General features: G+C 67.0%; 15 protein-coding genes. 4 read left to right on the plus strand and 11 right to left on the minus strand.

Annotated features, from left to right (window positions below):
- Positions 1 to 59: 59 nt before the first annotated feature.
- From GRF61_RS18775 to tssI, 7 genes are all read right to left on the minus strand, one after another.
- Positions 60 to 611 carry a hypothetical protein gene (locus tag GRF61_RS18775; protein WP_169152152.1) on the minus strand — a complete coding sequence of 184 codons (552 nt, stop codon included), beginning with the start codon at positions 609 to 611 and terminating at the stop codon, positions 60 to 62.
- A gap of 272 nt (positions 612 to 883) precedes the next feature.
- Entirely contained in the window at positions 884 to 1,261 is a 378-nt protein-coding gene (locus GRF61_RS18780) for a DUF4150 domain-containing protein (RefSeq protein ID WP_169152153.1), read from the minus strand.
- Positions 1,262 to 1,278: 17 nt separating this feature from the next.
- Positions 1,279 to 2,328 (minus strand): hypothetical protein, encoded by a 1,050-nt coding sequence (locus tag GRF61_RS18785; protein WP_169152154.1) that lies wholly within the window; start codon positions 2,326 to 2,328, stop codon positions 1,279 to 1,281.
- A gap of 16 nt (positions 2,329 to 2,344) precedes the next feature.
- On the minus strand, positions 2,345 to 2,812 hold the full coding sequence (locus tag GRF61_RS18790; RefSeq protein WP_169152155.1) for a DUF1629 domain-containing protein: 468 nt from the start codon (positions 2,810 to 2,812) through the stop codon (positions 2,345 to 2,347).
- A gap of 88 nt (positions 2,813 to 2,900) precedes the next feature.
- Positions 2,901 to 3,635 carry an AHH domain-containing protein gene (locus GRF61_RS18795; RefSeq protein WP_169152156.1) on the minus strand — a complete coding sequence of 245 codons (735 nt, stop codon included), beginning with the start codon at positions 3,633 to 3,635 and terminating at the stop codon, positions 2,901 to 2,903.
- Positions 3,619 to 4,653 carry a DUF2169 domain-containing protein gene (locus GRF61_RS18800; protein ID WP_169152157.1) on the minus strand — a complete coding sequence of 345 codons (1,035 nt, stop codon included), beginning with the start codon at positions 4,651 to 4,653 and terminating at the stop codon, positions 3,619 to 3,621. The genes GRF61_RS18795 and GRF61_RS18800 overlap by 17 nt, the downstream gene beginning before the upstream one ends.
- Positions 4,654 to 4,661: 8 nt before the next feature.
- Positions 4,662 to 6,722: a type VI secretion system tip protein TssI/VgrG gene (tssI, locus tag GRF61_RS18805; protein WP_169152158.1), complete on the minus strand. Its 2,061-nt coding sequence runs from the start codon at positions 6,720 to 6,722 to the stop codon at positions 4,662 to 4,664.
- 197 nt (positions 6,723 to 6,919) lie between these two features.
- Between tssI and trkA the strand changes: the two genes are divergently transcribed.
- The 4 genes from trkA to GRF61_RS18825 all read left to right on the plus strand — a co-directional run bounded on the left by trkA (position 6,920) and on the right by GRF61_RS18825 (position 13,544).
- Positions 6,920 to 8,323 carry a Trk system potassium transporter TrkA gene (gene trkA, locus GRF61_RS18810; RefSeq protein ID WP_169152159.1) on the plus strand — a complete coding sequence of 468 codons (1,404 nt, stop codon included), beginning with the start codon at positions 6,920 to 6,922 and terminating at the stop codon, positions 8,321 to 8,323.
- Positions 8,324 to 8,349: 26 nt separating this feature from the next.
- Entirely contained in the window at positions 8,350 to 9,807 is a 1,458-nt protein-coding gene (locus GRF61_RS18815; RefSeq protein WP_169152166.1) for a potassium transporter TrkG, read from the plus strand.
- Between the two features lie 107 nt (positions 9,808 to 9,914).
- Positions 9,915 to 10,985, plus strand: a complete 1,071-nt coding sequence (gene hemE / locus GRF61_RS18820; protein WP_169152160.1) for a uroporphyrinogen decarboxylase — start codon at positions 9,915 to 9,917, stop codon at positions 10,983 to 10,985.
- Between the two features lie 384 nt (positions 10,986 to 11,369).
- Complete coding sequence (locus GRF61_RS18825) at positions 11,370 to 13,544, plus strand: primosomal protein N' (RefSeq protein WP_169152161.1); 2,175 nt, start codon at positions 11,370 to 11,372, stop codon at positions 13,542 to 13,544.
- Between the two features lie 319 nt (positions 13,545 to 13,863).
- On the opposite strand, the gene GRF61_RS18830 is transcribed toward GRF61_RS18825, so the two are convergent.
- From GRF61_RS18830 to GRF61_RS18845, 4 genes are all read right to left on the minus strand, one after another.
- Positions 13,864 to 14,763 carry an ROK family protein gene (locus tag GRF61_RS18830; RefSeq protein ID WP_169152162.1) on the minus strand — a complete coding sequence of 300 codons (900 nt, stop codon included), beginning with the start codon at positions 14,761 to 14,763 and terminating at the stop codon, positions 13,864 to 13,866.
- Positions 14,764 to 14,791: 28 nt separating this feature from the next.
- Entirely contained in the window at positions 14,792 to 15,445 is a 654-nt protein-coding gene (gene can, locus GRF61_RS18835) for a carbonate dehydratase (RefSeq protein WP_169152163.1), read from the minus strand.
- 95 nt (positions 15,446 to 15,540) lie between these two features.
- Positions 15,541 to 16,257 (minus strand): uracil-DNA glycosylase family protein, encoded by a 717-nt coding sequence (locus tag GRF61_RS18840; protein ID WP_169152164.1) that lies wholly within the window; start codon positions 16,255 to 16,257, stop codon positions 15,541 to 15,543.
- 26 nt (positions 16,258 to 16,283) lie between these two features.
- A partial coding sequence (locus tag GRF61_RS18845; protein WP_169152165.1) for an MFS transporter occupies positions 16,284 to 17,504 on the minus strand: 1,221 nt, incomplete at its 5' end.

A 17,504-nucleotide genomic window follows, 5' to 3' on the forward strand; every position in this document is an offset into this window, starting at 1 on the left:
CAATCTACACCGTCTAATTCGTCGGCAGCGCAGCGTCAGATGTGTATAAGAGACAGGGCTCAGTAGGCCCACTCGTCGGCGGCTGCGCAGGCACGGCACACGCCGTCATCCACGAACACGGTGGCCACATGCTGGGCGAGGCGGGACAGCTTCTGGCCGCGGGCTGCCGCAGCGGGCAGGGCCGGGCGGTCGATGCTGGCAGCCATCAGCGTGGTACCGAGGGTGGGTGTCATCACCGAGCCTTCGGTATCGGCGCTGACCTTGCCGACGACATTCACCGCGAAGTACACCGGGAAGTCATCGAAGGCGTCCGCGCCGTCTATGGTGGTGGCGTAGTACTCGACGTCGGCGACGCCGCTGGCCTCCGGCACCTGGCGCGGGCGGGCGCGGACCAGCGGGATCGGGCTGGCCTGGTAGTCGGGCAAGCCGCCGGCATCCTCGTCACAGAGGGCGAAACGCCGTGCCAGCGGTTGTGGCGGCGTGTCGTTGAAACCTTCGCCATGCAGCCAGGGCCATTCGAGCAGGGTCTCGTCTATCGGGTCGAGCTGGTAGTGGGCGTGGGGTTCGTGGTTCTCGTCGACCAGTTCGTGGAGTTCAAGGGCGTAGAGCATGGCATTCCTTGTCCCGTGGGTGCGGCTCAGCGCGCACGCGGCTTGGCCTTGGGCTTCTTGACCGCGGCGTTTTTCTTGCGCGCAGGATCGCACCAACTGGAGGTGTAGAACTGCGGGTGCTCCATGCGGCCGAGCACCAGGGCGGGTAGCGCGCTGACAGCGCATTGCGCACGTCGTCGCAGCTGTGCTCCTCTTCGTGGAAGGGGCACTCTCCGTCTTCAAGTTCCTTGATGAGGCCGATCGCCACCGGCTCGCCGAGCTGGGTCATGGCCTCACCCGCAGATGTTCTTCTTGTTGTGCCACAGGGGGTCGCCCATGCGGCAGACGTTCTTGCCGTCCAGCATGACGTCGAAGGAGTACATCAGGAACTCGCATTCCTGCTTGAACGTGCCGGAAACCACGCCGCCCGCGCTGCCTGGCTCGTCGCCCGCGCTCATCATGTATTTGGCGCCCTTCACCATCACCATGCTGCCGTCGGCCTTGACTGTGCTGGTGCCGGCAGTGGTGTCCGACGATTTACCGATGTTGGGATAGGGAATGGGGATGGGGCCGCCGGGCGAGGGCGTGTTGCAGACATCGGGAAACACCATGCTCAAGCCGTTGCTGGTCTTGTGTGCGAATCCCGTGATGTTGTGGACGGTGCAGGGCATGGCGGGCTCCGGTGGGCTCAGCCGGCGGTGGTCAGCAGGGCCGCGGCGCGTTCGCCGTGGTCGGATGAAGCATAGATCAGGCAGGGGGCCGGTCGATAGCCGCCGGCCAGGCCGTGGGCGGCGAGCGCGGCGAGCAGCGGGCCATGTGCCGCACCGAGATCGCCGCAGCATTCGGCCGGATGCTCCATCTGCATGGTGTCGGCGAAGTGGGCGGCGTTACGGATGCGGGCGACGCTGAATTCGCGCGCCCAGTAGCGCTCGCCGTTGAAGGAGGCGTAGGTGCAGGCGACGGGCGCTGGCGGCGGCGCCTCGGCGAACAGGGTGCCGATGGCCGCGGCCAGGCCTTCGCCGAGATAGGGCGCATCGGCATACAGGTGGCCGGGCTCGAAGCCGCTGGCTGCCCCGGCGATGGTGGCCAGCGGCTGCAGTCCGCCGCGCCGGTCGGGGTGGCCCAGCAGCAGGAAAGCCGCGCCTTCGCCCGGCGAGAAGGCATCGTTGTTGCCTTGGTTGCGGATGCGGCCTTCGAGGTCGAGGGTGTCGAGTACGAAGAGATCGAGCAGGCTGTCCACGCCGCCCACCAGCACATGGTCGGATTCGCCGGCGGCCAGTCGCACTGCCGCTTGCCGCAGCGCCATCAGTCCGGCGGCACGGCCGCGGCCGACCGCCACGCTGCGGGCGAGGTCCAGTGGCGCGCCGCTCTGCAGCGCCAGGTGGCGCAGGAAGTCGGTGGGGGCGATGGGCTGCAGCGCGTGGTGTTCCGGCAGGCCGAGCAGCAGAGGCACCGGGGCGGCATCGTCGGGGAGGGCGGCCAGCGCCTCGGCCAGCGCGGCGTGGGCGAGCCGCAGCATGCGGGTCGCGCGCGGCTGCATGGCGGCTTCGGCCAGCGCCGGGGCCAGCGGCGGCAGGCCGTCGTCGGGCACGCTGCCGGCAACGAAGGCCTCGCCGCGGCGGTCGCACATGGCGATTTCGCGCAGGCGGGCGACGCGCGCCCGTGCCGCAGCGGCAGTCTCAGCCAGGCCGAGTCCGATCGGGGTGATGCAGCCGGCGCTGAGGATCGCGATCGTCATGGTGGGCGGTCTGGCTTCAGTCCAGCGCCTCGAAGCGGATGTCGCTGTAGCCGGCGCCGGCAATGAGGCGCTGCAGGCGTTCGCTGACGATCATGCAGTCGGTGTCTTCATCGGCGACGAAGAGGTCGAGATCCGGTATGCGGGCGGGGTCGATGACCAGCCGGTCGATGATGGTCATGCCGTCGCCGAGCGAGCGGGTTTCGGACCTTGCCATGTCCACGCAGGCGACGCGGCCGACGATATTGAGGAGCAGGTAGTCGTCGATGACGCGCTTGTTCGCTTCGTCGCGCATCTCGACCGGGCTGGCCTCGACGTTGGCGACGCCGGCGGCGAGCAGGGTGGCGTGGAAGCCGCGGGTACCAATCCAGGCCGGCGACTCGAAGAAGGTGGGCAGTTTGCCGTCCGGCAACTCGGGGTCGAGCCGGACAACCAGCGGGGGGACAAAGCCGACGTCGAAACGGCGGCCAGTCTTGAGTTCGGTCATGACATGGCTGGCCTTATAGAGGCCGGCGCCGTTTGGGTCAATGAGGCGACTCATTCTGAAGTAATTCATATGTTTGCCCTGATTGATGTTAAACCCCGAAGCCGCCGGCCTGCTTGAAGTCCGCAGCGATCTTCGACACAAAGATGCGGCAGCAGTTGATGTCCTGCTCGAGCAGATCCGAGGCCTTATCGACGTAGCGCACCATGTTGTTGCGCGGCGGCAGCTTGCCGGCTTCCTGCTTGCCCTCACAGTCCGTGCAGGCCGGCTTCTTGGTGTAGTGAGAGATGGCGTGGTTTTCGATCTTGTCGAGGTATTTCTTGACGCATTCCTTGTAGGGGCATTCGCCGACGCCGTAATTATCCGAACCGCTGTGCCTGCCCTGATGCATCTGGATCTGGGCAAGCTGCATGACCTTGAACATCAAGGAGCGGTTATGGGCGACCTGCGCTGGTGAACTGGCATTGACGCGCCACTCGGCGAGGCTGGACGCGTACGGCATCCACTTGCCGTTGTTGCGGTGATCGACGTCGTAGTGGGTGTCGCCGTAAAGCACGTCGCCTTTCTTGAGCCAGGATGCGACGTTATGGTTCTTGAGCGTCAGGTGCGGGATCAGGTGGTGGGCCTGGGAAGGCCAGCACGAGGCGGAGAGGTCGGCTTCCTTGGACGCATTCTTGGGCTCGTTGCCCATGTTGCGGCCAAGCCTCGCGGCGTCACCGTCGAGGTTGGCCTTCCACTGCTTCTGGTCCGGCTGGAATTCGCATTTGCCGTCTTTTTCGTCCTTCGTCAGCATTGCGATCAGCACGGCTTCACCGATCTGGGTCATCGGCCTGCTCCTTGTCGAGTCGTGCGGAAACGGTGACCTGGCGCAAGCGGGTCAGCTTCTTGTCCACTGCAAGTTGGCTGCGCCACACCATTTGCAGGCGGCTCTGGTCGGGTTCAATCAAGACGGTGTCGAGCCGCGCCTGAGCGGGAATCCGGCGGCCGTCAAAATCCCACTGCAGCTCGATGACCAGCTGGGGCAGCGTGAATTGCAGCGGCGCACCGGCGCTGCAGCCGACAATGGACACCGCCTCGCCGCCGACCAGGTGTTCCGCTGTGACCAGGCCGGGCGGGGCGACGTTGAAGAAGCGCGGATCGAAGTCCAGTGGCAGGTAGGGTGCGCGCTGCGCCTGCCAGGCATCGTCGTAGGTGCCAGCCCAGGTCAGACGCGGCATCCAGCCGGGCGCGACCGGCGCGCAGCAGGCAGGGAGGGGGCGGTCGGCCGGCACCGCGATCAGCGCAGCCGGATCCTCGATGTTGGGCAGCGGCCTGCCGGCGATGTCGTCTTCGCTGCTGCTGACAAAGCCACGCCCGACTGGATTGCGGCGGTCATACTCGGTGGCCGCGTCGGCTCCCGCTGGGGCGCGGCCACCGAAAGCCAGCTCCCAGCGCAAGGGCATGCGCTCGAAGCCTTCGGGCGACGAGATCGCCCAACCTTGTTCGGTACGCATCCAGTGGCGGTTGCCGAACACCCGCAAGCGTCGCTGCAGCGGCCCGACCTGGATGTCCACGTCCATGCTGCGTACCGGGCCGGTGGGCGAAACCGCCCGGCCGAGTAACAGGATGTCGGTCGCCGGCTTGCAGAGGGTGATGTCGGCAGCGGCGCGCAGGCTGGTTTGCCCAGGATCGCCCCAATAGACGTCGGTGGCGAGGAAGTTCGCCTGGCGCTTGGCCAGCCTGGGCACACCCGATGACAGGTCGAAGCTGGCCTTGACCGCCAGGAAAGCGCTTTCGGTGCCATCGGGGGCCGCAAAGACCGAAAGCACGGCTGGTAGCGGCGTAGGGTTGACGACCTGGAGCATGGCAGCACTCAGTTCTGCGCGATCTTGGAGCCTTTCACCACCACGTCGCCGGAGGCTTTTATGCCGATCTTGCCGCTGCCGCTGATGGTGATGTCCTTGCCCTTGATGCTGATGGTGCCGTCTTTCTTCATCGTGATGCTGGCGCTGCCGGTCTTGAGGGTGATCTCGTCGCCGGCCTCGATCAGCAGGACCTTGCCGATCTGCAGGCTGTCATTGGTGCCGATACTGGTGTTGCGCGCCTTGCCGACATCCAGCTGCTGATTGGCGCCGATGGTGACGGTGTGGTCCTTGCCGATGTCGTAGACCTCATTGGCTCCCACCGTCATGTCGCGATCCGCGGCGATGGAAACCGACTCGTTCTTACCTACGCTTTCACTGCGGTTGGCGCCAACCGAGATTGTTTCGTTGGCGCCCACGGATTCGCTGCGGTCATTACCAATACTGATGGTTTCGTTGTTGCCGACCGACTCCTTGCGATCGTTGCCGACGGCTACGGTTTCGTTGTGATCCACATTCTTGCTGCGGTCATGCCCCACCCAGTGCGTCTCGTCGTTCTCGACCTCGATGTCCTGGTTCTTCTCCGCATGGATGAAGAGCTGTTCCGAGCCCTTCTTGTCCTCGAAGCGGATCTCGTTGAAGTTCTCGGTGCCGCCGCCCTTGGTGGACCGCGTCTTGATGCCGGTCTGGGTCATGTTGGCCGGCAGTTCGTAGGGCGGCATCTGCTCGGCGTTGTAGACCCGGCCGGTGATGATGGGGCGGTCGGGATCGCCCTCGAGGAATTCGACGATCACCTCCTGGCCGATGCGGGGAATGGCGACGAAGCCCCAGTTCTTGCCCGCCCAGGGGTGGGAGACACGCACCCAGCAGGAGCTGTGTTCGTCCTTCTTGCCGTAGCGGTCCCAGTGGAACTGCACCTTCACCCGGCCGTACTTGTCGGTGTGGATCTCGTCGCCGGCGGGGCCGACCACCATCGCGGTCTGCGGGCCCTGCACCACCGGGCGCGGGGTGAGGCGGGCGGGGCGGAAGTCCTGCTTGGCGTTGAGGGCGGTGAATTCGCAGTCGAACAGGCTGCCGCCGTTCTCGGTGCTCTCGTGGCCCTCGACGACGGCGCGCAAGCGGGCGGCGGTGACGAGGTACTCGCGATTCTGGTCGCGGCGGGCGTGGCCCTTGAGCTTGAACAGCTTGCCGACGGCGAGCTTGCGGTCATTGGTGCTGCCGCGGGCGAGCTCGTGCTGGGCGTGCTGCTCGTCGATGCGCACCTGGCTGTAGTGGCGGCCGTCGGCCACCTGTTCGAAGCCGCCGGGGTAGTCGAAGACTTCGTGCTTGCCCTGCTCATGATCGGCGGAGACCAGCGCCGAGCCCTCCAGCTTCACCGAGGGTTTGGTGAAGTCGTAATCGATCAGGGTGGACTTGCCCGGCATCACCTGGCGTTCGAAGCGCCAGCTGGCGACATGGCCGGTTTCCTCGCCGCCCTGACGGTTCTCGACGAACTCCAGCTCGCCGCTGGAGGCGTGGGCGGAGTATGCATCGGCCAGCACCAGGGTGCAGCGGTTCTCGGCATGCTCGAAGAAATAGTAGATGCCTTCTTCTTCCAGCAGCCGGCTGATGAAGTCGAAGTCGCTCTCGCGGTACTGCACGCAGTAGTCGCGCTTGCGGTACTGGCCGCTGAGGGTGTCGCGGAAGACGGCGATGCTGTGATCTGCGAAGACCTGTTTGACGATCTCCGGCACCGTCATCGACTGGAAGATGCGGCAATCGGCGGTGCGGCTGAGGAACCACGGCCAGCTGCGCAGACTGGCGCGGTAAGCCTGGTAGCGGCCGCGGGTGCCGATGTGGGCGAAGCGGGCGACATGGCCGGTGAAGTAGCGCTTGCCGCCGTCCGGCTGCAGTACCCGCAGGCTGACGGGTTTGCCGAGCAGGGCGTCGAGGTTGATATCGCTCTTGTCGCTGAGGCATTCGAGCTCGTATTCGCTGACGCGCGACAGGGCTTCGGTCGCCTCCAGGGCGTGGAAAAGCAGCACGTTGCTGCCCAGCGGAGTCGTCAGTTCGAATTGGGTTTGCTCAGCCACTTTTGTCGCCTGGGAGGGAAAGGCCGCCGTCGCGCGCAGCGGGCATGACGAAGCATTCTATGGCAGATCGCTGGGGCTGCGTGATGCCGCTGCGCTAAAGCCGGCGATGGCGGCGCGGGGCGGATCGCGGCCGTGTTCCGCGGCGCAGGGCGCACGCGTAGAATCCGCCTTCCTGAATGCGTCTGGGGCATCGCCCGGTGAAAATCATCATCCTCGGTGCCGGGCAGGTCGGCGCCTCGGTGGCCGAAAACCTGGTGTCGGAAGAGAACGACATCACCCTGGTGGACACCAATCCGGACCAGCTTGCGAACCTGCGGGAACGGCTGGAGGTGCGCACCGTGTTCGGCAACGCGGCCTCGCCCTCTGTGCTGCGCGAGGCGGGCGCCGACGATGCCGATCTGCTGATCGCGGTGACCCAGTCCGACCAGACCAACCTGTGCGCCTGCCGCATCGCCCGCACGCTGTTCAATCTGCCCACGCGCATCGCCCGGCTGCGCTCCACCGACTATGTGGATCACCCGGAGCTGCTGGACGACGACAACTTCGCCGTCGATTTCTCCATCTGCCCGGAGCAGATCGTCACCGACTACATCAAGCGCCTCATCGCCTTCCCGGAGGCGCTGCAGGTGCTGGACTTCGCCGACGGCGTGGTGAGCCTGATCGGCGTGCGCGCCTTCGAGGGCGGGCCGCTGGTGGGGCATCCGCTGAAGGCGCTGCGCTTCCACCTGCCCAACGTGGAGGTGCGCATCGCCGCCATCTACCGCAACGGCGAGCCCATACTGCCGGAGGGCGACACGGTGATCGTGCCGGGCGACGAGGTGTTCTGTCTCGCCGCCACGGTGCACATCCGCCAGGTGATGCGCGAGCTGCGCCGCACCGACCGGCCGATGCGCCGGGTGTTGATCGCCGGCGGCGGCAACATCGGCTACCGCCTCGCCCGCTCCATCGAGCAGGACTACATCGTCAAGATCCTGGAGGTGGACGCCCGCCGCGCCGAGTCGCTCGCCTCCCAGCTGCCGAAGACGCTGGTGCTGCGCGGTGACACCACCGACGAGAAGCTGCTGGAGAACGAGGGCATCGACGAGATGGACCTCTTCGTTGCGCTGACCAACGACGACGAAGACAACATCATGTCCGCGTCGCTGGCCAAGCGCATGGGCGCGCGCCGCACGCTGGCGCTGATCAACCGCAAGAGCTACGTGGACCTGGTGCAAGGTGGGCCGATCGACATCGCCATCTCGCCGGCCCATACCTCCATCGGCTCGCTGCTCGCCCATGTGCGCCGCGGTGACGTGGTGGCGGTGCACAGCCTGCGCCGCGGCGCGGCCGAGGCGCTGGAGATCATCGCCCACGGTAATCCGCGGGATTCCAAGGTGGTCGGCCGCCGCATCGAGGAGATCCCGCTGCCCAAGGGCGCCAGCATCGGCGCCCTGGTCCGCGACGAGAAGCGCGGCGACGGCAAGGTGATACGCCGCGCGGTCATCATTCCGCACCACGACACCCTGGTCGAGCAGGGCGACCACGTCATCATCTTTTGTACCCACAAGCAGCTGGTACGCAAGGTGGAGAAGCTGTTCCAGGTCGGCTTCACCTTCCTCTGACGCCACGCCCGATGCCGTATTCGCCCCTGCGCCCCTACGCGCCCGCGCTCAACGCCCTGGGCATGATCGTCATGATCTTCGGCCTGCTGATGCTGTTCCCGCTGGCGGTGTCCGCCTGGTTGGACGATGGCGCCGCGCTGGCCTACGACCAGGCCATTCTCGGCACCTTCGTCAGCGGCCTGCTGCTGTGGTCCTTCACCCGCAGCCCGCGGCGCGACCTGCGGGTGCACGACGGCTTCCTGCTGGTGGCCGCCGCCTGGGTGGTGCTGCCGGTGTTCGGCGCGCTGCCGCTGCTCGCCTACCTGCCGGGGCTGAGCTTCACCGAAGCCTATTTCGAGGCCACCTCCGGCCTCACCGCCACCGGCGCCACCGTGCTCACCGGGCTGGATGCGTTGCCCACCTCCATCAATCTGTGGCGCACCTTCATGCACTGGATAGGCGGCATGGGCGTGCTGGTGCTGGTGGTGGCCATCCTGCCGCTGCTGGGCATCGGTGGTCGCCAGCTGTTCAAGGCGGAGGTGCCGACGCCGATGAAGGAAACCAGCCTTACCCCGCGCATCACCGAAACGGCCAAAGGGCTGTGGCTCACCTACAGCCTGCTCACCCTGGGCTGTGGCCTCAGCCTGTGGTTCGCCGGGCTGTCGCCGTGGGACGCGGTGATCCATGCCTTCTCCATCACCGGCCTGGGCGGTTTCTCCAACAAGGACGAGTCCCTCGGCTACTTCCACAACTTCAATGTGGAGATGGTGGCCATCGTCTTCGCCCTCGCTTCGGCGCTGAACTTCGCCACCCACTATATGGCGCTGTCGCGCCGCAGCCTGAAGCCCTACCTGTACGACCCGGAGATTCCCTTCTTCTTCGGCGTGCTCGCCTTCAGCATCGCCTTGCTCACGCTCTACCTGTACAACTACGGCGCCCACGCCGACCTCGCCACCACGCTGCGCTACGTCGCCTTCCACGTGGTTTCCATCTCCACCTCGCTCGGCCTGGCGACCTACGACTACACCCAGTGGCCGATGTTCGCCCAGCTGTGGATCCTCTTCCTCGGCAGCTTCATCGCCTGCTCCGGCTCCGCCGGCGGCGGCATCAAGATGATGCGCGCCATCATCCTGTACAAGCAGGTGCTGCGCGAGATCGTGCGCTCCCTCCATCCGAACGCGGTGCGGCCGGTGCGGCTGGGCCGGCAGGCGGTGTCGGAGAGCGTGCTGCACGCGGTGCTCGGCTTCAGCTTCATGTACATGGTCAGCATCGTCACCCTGACGCTCATCCTGTCCGCCACCGGGCTGGAGCTCATCACCGCCTTCTCGGCGGTGGTCGCCTGCCTCAACAACACCGGCCCCGGCCTGGACGCGGTCGGCCCGGCCTTCAATTACCAGTCCATGACCGCTTTCCAGACCTGGCTGCTGTCCTTCACCATGATCCTCGGCCGGCTGGAGATCTTCACCCTGCTGGTGGTGATGACGCCGACCTTCTGGCGGCGCTGAGTCGGCGCGGCACTGGCCGCCGCGCCGCCGCGTCGCGCTTGTCCTCGCCCGGGCGGCCGGGGCAGGCGATAATCCCCCTTTTCCGGTACGGCCTAAAAGGAATCGATGTGAGCCGCCTTCAGAACGACACCTTCCTGCGCGCCCTGCTGCGCCAGCCCACCGACTACACCCCCGTCTGGCTGATGCGCCAGGCCGGCCGCTACCTGCCGGAGTACTGCGAAACCCGCAAGCGCGCCGGCAGCTTCCTGCAGCTGTGCAAGAGCCCGGCGATGGCCTGCGAAGTCACCCTGCAACCGCTGGCGCGCTACGACCTGGATGCCGCCATCCTGTTCTCCGACATCCTCACCGTGCCCGACGCCATGGGTCTGGGCCTGTACTTTGCCGAAGGCGAAGGCCCGCGCTTCGAGCGCCCGCTGCGCGACGAGTGGGAGATCCGCAACCTCGCGGTGCCGGATCCGCATGCCGAGCTGCAGTACGTGATGGACGCCGTCGCCGAAATCCGCAGCGCCCTCGACGGCAGCGTGCCGCTGATCGGCTTCTCCGGCAGCCCGTGGACGCTGGCCTGCTACATGGTGGAAGGCGGCTCGTCCGACGACTACCGCAAGGTCAAGACGCTGGCCTACAGCCGGCCGGACCTGATGCACCACATCCTCGGCGTCACCGCCGACGCGGTGGTCGCCTACCTCAACGCCCAGATCGAAGCCGGTGCCCAGGCCGTCATGGTGTTCGACTCCTGGGGGGGCGTGCTGTCCGAGGCCGCCTACCGCGAATTCTCGCTGCGCTACCTGGAGCGGGTGAGCGCCGGCCTGATCCGCGAGCGCGAAGGCCGCCGTGTGCCGAGCATTGTGTTCACCAAGGGCGGCGGCCTGTGGCTGGAGAGCATCGCCGCCATCGGCTACGACGCCGTCGGCCTGGACTGGACCATGGACATCGGCCGCGCCCGCCAGCTGGTGGGCGACCGCGTTGCCCTGCAGGGCAACCTGGACCCCAACATCCTGTTCGCGCCGCCGGACGTCGTCGCCGACGAAGCCCGGCGCGTGCTGGATTCCTACGGCCCGCACGCCGGCCATGTCTTCAACCTCGGCCATGGCATCTCCCAGTTCACCCCGCCGGACCATGTGGAAGTGCTGGTGGACACAGTGCATCAGCACAGTCGGCTGATCCGTCAGGGCGCCTGAGCGCATCCCGAAAAAAGGGGCGGCCTCGCCGCCCCTGTCAAGCAAAAAAATAATACCGATCGGGCTTGACTTATACACATCCAGGCGTTCTTGTCGGCCCCGAGGCACGAAGCAGGTGCATTATGCAGTTGTTTTTATAAATCAATGATTTTAAAAGAAAAAAACTTTGCGCAATGTTAAGGCAAAGTGACAGAAACGCTTATGCCACACCGGGTTGGCGGCGATTCACCCAGCTTTCCCACAAAGTTATCCACAGCTTTTGTGGACAATCCTGGAGCCGGTTGTTCCGGCAAATGCTTACCGGTCTTTCGTGCAGCTTAATCTCACGAAAATGAAGTAACCGATTGATAAATATAAAAATAAGCGTAAACCTCCAACCCTGCCATGCCCATCATCCGCGTCGCTCTGCCGGTTCCGCTCCCGCAACTCTTTGATTACATGGCGGATGATGCCCATGAGGGCGATGTGGGCCGCTGCGTGCGCGTACCCTTCGGCCGGGGCGACAAGAGTGGTGTGATCGTCGCGCTGCCCGGCGATGCCGAGGTCGCCACCGCCAAGCTGAAGCCGGTGCACCACATCCAGCGCGATGTGCCGCCGCTGCCGGCGGACTGGCTGGAACTGGTCGGCTTCGTCGCCCGCTACTACCACGCCCGCCTCGGCGAGGTGGTCGCGCTGGCGCTGCCGCCAGGCTTGCGCCGCGCGGACGGCGTCAGCGGCGAGGAAGTGGATCCGCCGCTGGACGTGACCGCCGCCGGCCGGGCTGCGCTGGCCGAGGCCCGCCGCGAAAGCCGTGCCCTGGCATTGCTGAGCGAGGCCGCCGCCCTTGGTCTGCCGGCGCGGCGCAGCGTGATCCGTGCGCTGCCCGCCGGCGCGGCGGTGGGCGATGCGCTCAAGCGTGGCTGGCTGGCCGTCTCCGCCCAAAGCCAGCCCCGCCACCTTGCAGTCGGTTTGCCTACGCTCACCGAAGATCAGGCCGCCACGGTGGCCGCCTTCGACGCGGCGGAGGCCGGCTTCCGCTGCTGGCTGCTGCACGGCGTGACCGGCAGCGGCAAGACCGAGGTCTATCTGCGCTTGGCCGAACGCACGCTGGCCGCTGGCGGGCAGGTGTTGATGCTGGTGCCGGAGATCGCCCTCACGCCTCAGCTGGAAAGCCGTGTCGCCAGCCGCTTCCCGGCCGCCAACGTGGTTGCTTTGCACTCCGGGTTGGCCGAAGGCGCGCGCTCGCGCGGCTTCGTGCAAGCCCTTACCGGCCAGGCGGACATCGTGCTCGGCACCCGGCTGTCGGTATTCGCGCCGCTGCCCCGGCTGGGGCTGATCCTGGTGGACGAGGAGCACGACGCCTCCTACAAGCAGCAGGAGGGGGTGCGCTATTCCGCCCGCGACGTCGCGGTGTGGCGGGCGCGCCAGCGCAGGGTGCCGGTGGTGCTGGGCTCGGCCACGCCTTCGCTGGAGAGCTGGCTGCACGCCCGCAACGGGCGCTATGCCACGCTGAACCTCAGCCGCCGGGCGGTGGCGTCCTCCTTGCCCAAGGTGCGCTGCATAGACACCAGCCGGTTGCGCCTGGACGAGGGACTGAGCCCGGCGCTGCACAAGGCGTTGGAGGAAAGGCTGGCGCGCGGCGAGCAGAGCCTGGTCTTCCTCAATCGTCGTGGTTACGCGCCGGTGCTGTCCTGCCCCTCCTGCGGCTGGATCAGCACCTGCCCCAACTGTTCCGCCAACCTGGTGGTCCACCTCGCCGACCGCCGCCTACGCTGCCATCACTGCGGCTGCGACGGTCCGGTGCCGGCGGCCTGCCCCAGCTGCGGCAACCAGGACATCCAGCCCTTCGGCCGTGGCACCCAGCGGGTGGAAGCCCGCCTGGCCGAGCTCTTCCCCGAAGCCAGGGTGCTGCGGGTGGACCGCGACGCCGCCCGCACCCGCAGCCAGTGGGAGGCGCTGCTCGCCACCATCGCCGATGGCGGCGCGGACATCCTGGTCGGCACCCAGATGATGGCCAAGGGGCACGATTTCCCCCGGCTGACGCTGGTCGGCGTCATCGGCGCCGATTCCTCGCTGCATGCGGCCGACTTCCGCGCGCCGGAGCGCCTGTTCCAGCAGCTGATGCAGGTCGGTGGCCGCGCCGGTCGCGGCACGCTGCCCGGCGAAGTGCTGATCCAGACCGAGTACCCTGCCTACCCGCTGTACCAGCACCTCGCCCGCCAGGATTTCGATGCCTTTGCCCGCATGGCGCTTGAAGAACGCCGCCAGGCCGGCTTTCCGCCCTACACCCATCAAGCGATGCTGAGGGCGGACGCGCCCCTGCTGCAAGACGCGGTGACCTTCCTCAAGGAGGCGAAAGCCGTGGGCGAGGAATGCGCCGGCGACGCGGTGCGGCTGTTCGATCCGGTGCCGATGCGTCTCACCCGCCTGGCGCGCCGCGAGCGGGCACAGCTGCTGGTGGAGGCGGACCAGCGCGGCCCCCTGCAGGTTTTCCTGCTGGCCTGGATGGATGCGCTGTACCGGCAACGCGCGCCGCGCGATCTGCGCTGGCAGGTGGACGTGGATCCGCTGGAGGTCTGAGGCGGCGGGGGCGCCAAAGAGCGGCGCACCAAAGAAAAAAGCCCGGGTGCCTTGCGGACCCGGGCTAAATCCACACCAAAGGAGGAGGGTGGAGGAGACGGTTCAAAGAATAGTCCGATTCATGGTGCGTCGCAACAGCCGCATCAATGAATTTTTGTATTGGACTATCAGTCTTTCGTATAAGACGGGTGAAAGGCCCAGCAAATATTGGTCCGCAAGTAATCGCCATGCAGGGCACCTGATTGGTGCGATGCATCATTGCCGCTCTTCACGCGAAAGGATTAGGCGCTGGGGTGTATGCCCGGAATGGGCAGTGGCATCAGGCCGCCGGCCACAGCGCCGCGGCCCCGCGAACGCCGGAGGCATCGCCATGCAGGGCCGGCCGCAGCACGGTGCGGATGCCGTCGGAGAACACATGCCGCGCCCAGCGCTGGGGCACGCTGAGGTAGAGGCGGGAGAGCCGAGACAGCCCGCCGCCCAGCACGATCACTTCCGGGTCCAGCAGATTGATGACCATGGCCAGGCTGCGCGCCAGGCGCTCTTCGTAGCGTTGCAAAGTGGCTTCGCAGGCGGCATCGCCGGTGGCGGCGGCGCCGGCGATGGTTTCCGCGTCCAGCTGGATACCGTGGCGGCGGGCGTGGTCTGCCGCCAGGCCGGGGCCGGACAGATAGGTTTCCAGGCAGCCGGCGCGTCCGCAGTAGCAGGGCGGGAGCGGAAGATCGGCCGCGTCGGGTAGCGGCAGCGGAATGTGCCCCCACTCGCCGGCGACCGCATTCGCACCCCGCAGCAGCTGGCCGTTGATGCCGCCGCCGACGCCGGTGCCGAGGATCACTCCGAACACCGACTGCGCGCCGGCGCCCGCGCCATCGAACGCCTCGGAGGCGGCGAAGCAGTCGGCGTCGTTGGCGATGCGGATCTCACGTGCGAGCAGGGTTTCCAGGTCCTGCTTCAGCGGCTGGCCATTGAGGCAGGTGGAGTTGGCGTTGCGGATCAGGCCGGTCCAGGGTGACAGCGAGCCCGGCGTGCCGACGCCGATGCGCGCGGTGGCCTCCAGCTCCGTCTCTGCCTGCCGCACCAGTTCGGCGACTGCCGCCAGCGTGGCGGCGTAGTTTCCCTGGGGTGTGGGGATGCGGCGGCGCAGGCGCTCACCGCCGTCGGCGGCGAGGGCGACGATCTCGATCTTGGTGCCGCCGAGATCGATGCCGATGCGGAGGCTCATCCGCCTGCTCCTGCGGCTCGCCGGCGGCTTAGCCGCGGGCCAGCGCTTCCACCGCGTCGCGGTACTGGTCCAGCGCTTCCTCGCGGCTGCGGGCGGCGACGCCGAGTTCGCGCACCAGGCCGTCCTTGAGGCCGTAGCACCAGGCATGCACGGCCACGCCCTGGCCGCGCTCCCAGGCTTCGCGCAGCACCGAGGAGTGGCAGATGTTCACCACCTGCTGCATGGCGTTGAATTCGCACAGGCGGTCCACCCGGGCGTTGGGATCCTCGATGGCGGCAAGCGCGCCTTCGTGGCGGTCGCGCACGTCCTGCACATGGCGCAGCCAGTTGTCGATCAGGCCCAGCCGGTTGTTGTTGAGCGCGGCCTTGACGCCGCCGCAGCCGTAGTGGCCGACGACCAGAATGTGTTTCACCCGCAGCACATCCACCGCGTACTGGATGACCGACAGTGCGTTGAGGTCGGTATGCACCACCACGTTGGCGACATTGCGATGGACGAAGACCTCGCCCGGCGCGAGGCCGATGATCTGGTTGGCGGGAACGCGGCTGTCGGAACAGCCTATCCACAGGTACTCGGGCGACTGCTGGGCGGCGAGGCGGGAGAAGAACTCAGGATCTTCCGCGTGGATGCGCTCCGACCAGGCCTTGTTGTTGTTGAACAGTTGCTGAATGTCTTGGCTCATAGGGGATTCCTGTTGGGCAGGGGTCGATTGCGGCGTTTCGTCATTGTGAATAAGTGGTTCTGGCCTGTCAGCGGCAGGCGCTTTGCGGCGACGCTTCATTTCCAGATTCCCAGGTCGGTCAGTTGGCGGGTGGCGGCTTCGGCCCAGCCGCGGTTGGCGGCGGGGCTGGCCGGGCTGGGGTGCAGTACCCGGCCGAATTTCACGTCCATGTCGCCCACCGCCTCGGCCGCGCGTTTCTCCGCCCAGTTGCCGATGCCGATCAGCCATTCCGGCTGCAGCGCCTCGACCACCGCGCGCAGGTGCGCATCGCAGGCGGCCAGCAGCGGGCGGGCTTCGGCGCCGGGCAGCTTGTCCGGCGTGAGGTTGCGGCCTTCCTCGAAGAAGGCCAGCGGGCAGTAATTGACTACGAAATGGTCGGCGAAGAAGGCCTCCGGCGTGCCGAAGCGGGCGCGGAACAAGCCCCACAGGCGCTGCCCGCTCACCTCGGAGCGCTTGCAGGCGAAGCCTTCCACCGGCCGCTTGGGGTTGGTGATCGCCGGTTGGCCGACGGGGCCTTCCAGGCCCAGCCAGTCGCGGGCGCTGGCGATCTCGCCGAAGGGCACGCCGATCTGCGCCATGCCGAAGGGGCCGGGATTCATGCCGAGGAAGATGGCGCGCTTGCGGCCTTCGCCGTAGCGGCGCAGGTAGGCCTCGTGGATGTTCCAGGCGTAGTCCAGCGGGTTGTAGACATGGCTCACCGGCGGGCCGAAGCGCATGGCATCCACTGTGGTGGAGAGCTGCCGGGCAGCGGTGATCAGGGCGGTTGCGGTCATGGTTGCTCGATTGCGGTGTGGGCGGGTCAATCGTCCATTGCGCCCGCCGGTGCGGGGCGGCCGAGGCGGTTCAGCGCGTCGCGCAGCAGCCAGACCATGAGCACGCCGGGCACGGCGACGACGATGGAGAAGAGGAAGAAGGCGGGCCAGCCTATGCTCTCCGACAGCACGCCGGACAGGGGGCTGACATAGATGCGGCCGACCGCGGCAAAAGCCGACAGTAGCGCGTAGTGGGTGGCGCTGAAGCGCTGGTTGCACAGCGCCATCAGCAGCGCGACGAAGGCCACCGTGCCCATGCCGCCGGTGATGTTCTCGCCGGCGATCACCGACAGCAGCAGGAGGTCAAGCCGGGTGTCCTCATGCAGGGAGATAAGGCCCCAGTCGAAGGCTGGCAGCAGCACCGAGCCCCATGCGCCGCGGCCGAGTTCGGCCAGCACATAGAAGCCGAAGTTGGACAGCAACTGCAGCACGCCGAACAGCAGCAGCGAGCGGTACAGCGCCAGCCGCGTCATGATCAGCCCGCCGATGAAGGCGCCGAGTATGGTCAGCCAGATGCCGATCAGCTTGTTGGCGATGCCTACCTCTTCCTGGGAGAAGTGCATGCCTTTCAGCAGGAAAGGCGTGGTGAGGCTGCCGGCGAAGGCGTCGCCCAGCTTGTACAGGATGATCAGTGCGAGGAAGGCGGCGGCGCCGCGCTGGGCGAAGTAGCTGGAGAGCGAGCGGTTGAGCGTTTCGAAGCCGATCTTGTGCGCAGCCCACCAGCCCAGCGGCAAGGCGACGGCGATTTCCGCCAGCACGAACAGCAGCTGTATCCACTTGTTGGCGTCGTTCGGGTCCAGCCCGGCCAGCATCAGCGCCGAGCGCGCCAGCCAGTAACCCACCGCGACGCCGGCCAGCATGGCGGCGAAGCCCGCCAGCTCCTTCTTCGGGTCGCTATCCAGCGCCCGCAGGCTGGCGGCCACGCGTGGCAGCGCCAGCAGCGACACCAGCCCGCAGCCGGCCATGATGGCCGCCATCACCATGTACACCCGCGGCCAGGACTGCCACTGCCCGGCCCAGATCAGGGCCACGCCGCCGGACACGATCATCGCCAGCCGGTAGGCAAACACATGCACCGAAGCGCCCAGGCCGCGCTCCTCTTCCGGCAGCAGGTCGGTGCGGTAGGCGTCCACCACCACGTCCTGCGAGGCGGAGAGGAAGGCCACCAGCACCGCGGCCACCGCGAAGAGCTGCGGCGCGCTGGCCGG

Source organism: Azoarcus sp. TTM-91 (assembly GCF_012911025.1).
Taxonomy (GTDB): domain Bacteria; phylum Pseudomonadota; class Gammaproteobacteria; order Burkholderiales; family Rhodocyclaceae; genus Azoarcus.